Origin of the sequence: Chryseobacterium sp. IT-36CA2 (genome assembly GCF_949767875.1) — a bacterium.
In the GTDB taxonomy this organism is placed as follows: domain Bacteria; phylum Bacteroidota; class Bacteroidia; order Flavobacteriales; family Weeksellaceae; genus Chryseobacterium.
Genome location: NZ_CATKPG010000008.1, coordinates 1 through 4544 on the forward strand (window position 1 = coordinate 1; position 4544 = coordinate 4544).

3 protein-coding genes are annotated in these 4544 nt (G+C 28.9%); all 3 read right to left on the reverse strand.

From position 1 onward, the window contains the following. Nucleotides 1–317 (reverse strand): transposase (locus ACM6F9_RS00835; protein WP_414843986.1); only part of this gene is annotated, 317 nt, incomplete at its 3' end. 1684 nt (nucleotides 318–2001) lie between these two features. Beyond that, a complete protein-coding gene (locus tag ACM6F9_RS00840; protein ID WP_414843987.1) occupies nucleotides 2002–3027 on the reverse strand; it encodes a hypothetical protein in 1026 nt (341 codons plus the stop codon). 122 nt (nucleotides 3028–3149) lie between these two features. Beyond that, nucleotides 3150–4544: tetratricopeptide repeat protein (locus tag ACM6F9_RS00845; RefSeq protein WP_414843988.1), on the reverse strand; the 1395-nt coding region annotated here is incomplete at its 5' end.

A 4544-nucleotide genomic window follows, 5' to 3' on the forward strand; every position in this document is an offset into this window, starting at 1 on the left:
AATTCTACAATTTCTTTAGTATAAAGATTTTTCCGAAAAGCAGGAAGTGAGCTATCTACTTTTTTCTTTTGTATATATTCCATGGAAGATTGAGGTGCATATAAAATCAAATGCTGAGAATAAAGTCTAAAGAAATCATATTCAAGGAGTTTGGACCAGCGCAATAGTATTTCCGTATCTAAAGACGGTGAAGAATACATTTCGAGTACTTCCTTTTCTGTACAATTTAAAAAATTACATATACGGCTTATATCTATCTCATTTTTGCTCACGCTATCTTTAATGAGTGATCCAATATTCAGATTTTTCAGATTCATAGATTTTGATTATGTATGGTTTTTTTCTAAAACCAACCGATTAATAATTACTTTCTTTCATTTGTTAGAAAAAGCAACAAGACAAATTTTAACGGAGGGAATGAAAAAAATCTGCTTGTCTTATTGCTTTTCATTATTGTGTTTTTAGAATTTTTTAACCTAATTCAATATATAATTGGATTAACTACTTTATAAGATTCTGAACTTACAAGTAACAATTATACAATGTCACATATTACAGATTTAGAAACCAAGGGAATCTGTAATATAAATTAGGTCTTGCCTGATTTTCCTTGTTTTTTTATTTTATTAAAATTTGAAAAAGTTAAAAAGTAAGACAGAATAGATTTTTCATATCTTTTCAGCTACAGAAGCATTAAAATTCAATAGGCTATATATTTATCAGCAAAGCCAATTAATCTTCCGTAATTCTTGAAGAATTTAAATTATCTCAATCCGGATTAACAATATACTTACTAATCATCTATAGAATTCTCATAGGATTTAAGTTTACCTCCTACTTACTCGAAAACTAATGAATACATAATAATGATATTACTGTAACTGCTTTTTTCAACTTTTGTAAATTTTAAGACCACAAAACAAAAAAAAAAAAAAAAAAATCCAAAAAAACAGATAACACATATATACAACACATTAATCAACATACTGAAATACAAATGATTAAAATTAAAAAACTAAAAATTAATCATTCATTTATTAAGGTTTTCAGAAGAGGTTATATTTAATCATTTATAAATAAAATATTTCTTTATTTCAATATTTTAATCAAAAATGTGAATATAATACGCAATTTATTTAGTAGAAAAATTAAGTTTGATTAAGGCACGGAATTTTAATTACCCTGATGTAAGATTAGGATATATGAAGGAGATTTTGAATATGTTTTGGTTAGTTCTAATACTTTCTCAAAAAGGAATAATTGACTTTTTGTTTACAGATTATCTTTAACCACATTATCTTGAGAAGGTTATCGTCTTGGTTGTAATTTGTGTATATGCAAAGCCTATAAAATAACCACATCAAAACACAACATCAATTAAAAAATTCATGTTTAATAAAAGTAATTACTTTAAGATTTAATCTTCTCATTCAATTAAAACTTCCTATTTGGAATAAAAAAGACTTCATTTCTGAAGTCTATAATGTTTTACTTACAATTAATTATTTGGAATTTAATATCATTGCCTGCTTATTTAAACAAATCACTTTTTCCAACTCGCAATTGTATTTTTGAACACATTCCGAGTACTTCTTTTTCGGTACAATTTAAAAAATCATATATTCGGCTTATATCTATCTCATTTTTGCTCAAACAATCTTTAATAAGTGATTCAATATTCAGATTCCTCAAGTTCATAAATTTTGATTATGTGTGGTTATATTTTTAAAACCAACTGATAAATAATTACTTTCTTTCATTTGATAGAAAAAGCAACAAGACGAAATTTTAACGGTGGAATGAAAAGATTTGCTTGTCTTATTGCTTTTCATTACTGTGTTTTTTAGAATTTCCAGCCATATTTTATATATAAGCATGGAGATGCTGGTAAGATTATCAATTTATCTATAGAAATAAAGATACAACCTGCTCCTAATTCTAAATTTAATTAAATAAATTCTAGTAAAAAACTTCAGAATAAGTTATTCAAATATAAAAATGCTAATTAGCTCGAACAGCAAATAAGTAGTTCTCACCATTATTCGCCAGATAAGGAACTTCTCCAGCCCCATAATCTGACATTGCACGAGAATTATTATCCCAAACATACAATGTCAACGGATCCGTCGTAACATCTACTCTGATGATTCCTGAAGTAAAAAAACCATATTCTGAAGCTCCTTTATTACCAGTAGAAAATGCAGTCAATAAGAACCTATTACCAGCTATGTATGAAAACCCCGTTTCTTGAATATTTGAACTTGAATTTGATAATGTTAGTCTCGAAGCATAATAAGAATTTGGAAAATTAGCTTTATTCACTAAAAATCCTAAATAAACCATCCATTTTCCCTTAGGGAGAGTAATGGAAGCGTTCATATATTGATCTCCAGTTGTTACTGTTCCAAAATAAGTTTTTGTTGTAGGAGTTGTGCCACTAACAGTTACTGAAGCAAGAGGTTTCCAGATACCAATACCGTTTGCATCAGATGTTAATACATTTCCATTCGCTTGTGTACCATCTACAATTTTTATAGCTCCATTAGTGCTACCATTATTGATTTCCAATCTTGTTGAAGGTGAAGCCGTACCTACCCCCACATTCCCCGATGATGTTACGACAACATCGTTGGATTGTTGTACAGCAGTTGGTGCTCCAATAGCTGCATTATCTTTACCTCCATCTACATGAAAAGTAGCTTGTGGATTTGAAGTATTTATACCGACTTGGGCTGATAAATTAATTGCAGCAAATAGCATGCTCCCTAAAAATAAAAATTTTGTTTTCATTTGTTTTATATTTGTGTAATTATTTTTTAATGTATTATAACTGATAGGCGTTTGAAATATCCTATGACAATTCTCTTTCATTGTTATTAACATTTTATCATAAAATGTAAAAACATTGAAATAAAAGTTTTCTGATCTGTTATAAAGATGGTTTTTGGAAATAGGTTGAGAAAGAAATGGGCCTATGTCCCCAATGCACTTATTAATAGCACAATAGTACTTGTTGTTGTTTTTCATCACTTAGTATTTTTTAGAAATTTATATTGCAAATTGATGAAAAAGCAATCTAAATATCTTAAAAAACACCTACAACAAACCTACAACACAATTTGTAAAAAATTGATAATCAATCAATTAATTTACAAAAAATTAATCATCCAGTTATTAATATCTGCAGAAGATGGAATTCCTAACCGCTTACGAAGGCGTCCTTTTTTTATTTCAACACTTCTGTCAGAAATATGTGTATAATAAGCAATTTCCTTAGTAGAAAAATTAAGCCGCAGCAATGCACAGAATTTTAACTGGCCAGACGTAAGCTTAGGATAAGTACGATTCAGTTTTTGAATAAAGTCGGGGTTTACTTCAGCAAATCTTGTGAGAAAAGAAGGATCGTCTTTTTTAGCCAGCTCAACTATTTCCTCAAAACTATTGTTTACTTTTTGCTGCATTTCGGTAAGCTGAGATTCTTTTTCTTTAATTACATTTTCTTTCAGTTGTTTTTCTTTTTTTTCCAGCTCTACTATTTCATCAAAAGCATAATTTAATTTTTGCTGTATTTCGGTAAGCTGGGATTCTTTTTCTTTGATTACATTTTCTTTCAGCTGTTTTTCTTTTTTTTCCAGCTTATACTTTCTGAATGCTTTATAACCGAAGCACCAGGTCAGAGCCGATAATAAACAAATAACAGCAATAAAAAGATATAGTTTATCTTTTTCATTGATAAATGTTGCTTCTTTTTCTTCTACCATTTTTTTGATTGATACCTCTTTCATTAGCTTATCAACTCCAGCTAAGCTATCACTTAGTTTAGTGTATTTAGCCAGATACTCCAGTTCTTTTTCTTTATTTCCTAAATGATTATAGGAAGCTTGCATACTCTGATATGCAAGTTTTAAAATAACAGGTTGATTGGTTCTCTTGGAAAGAGGGATTAACGTTTCAAGGTAATTGATTGTCTGCTGATAATTTTTCTGCATAGATGAAGCATATACTAATCCATTTAATGCAATGCATTCATTATAATAATTTTTATCATTTCTGGCCAGGTTTAGAGAGGCATTCATATAATGATAAGCAGAATCAAACATTTTTTTTTCAACATAAACAAGCCCTAAATCTGAATAGGCTTCTCCAAAAGAATTATTTCGTGTTTTAATATTTCTAATTTTTGAAAACTCAGTTAATGCTTTCTTAGCATATTTAAAAAAATCCGGAATACTGTTTTTAGTGTGGCTATAATAAGCCATATCTCCTTTTGCCCGGTATAAATCTCCTTTTGTTTGATAAAGATCATCAGGATCAGATATTTTATCAGCAATAGAGAAGGCTCTGTTTATCATTATCTGTGCCTCTTTATCAAATCCCAGCACCGTATAATTAGAGACTGCAGCAATTCTTAATGCCACACACATACTTTTATAATCGTTTATATTTGAAGCCTCTTTTTCAGTTTGCTTAGCATATTGAATAGCTTTTCCATACACACCTATATTAAAATAATATTCAGAAAGAATAAGCAGACTTCTTACCAT

Coding starts and splice junctions, on each gene's coding strand:
- ACM6F9_RS00840 (WP_414843987.1), bottom strand. CDS start 3,027: ATGAAAAACAACAACAAGTACTATTGTGCTATTAATAAGTGCATTGGG.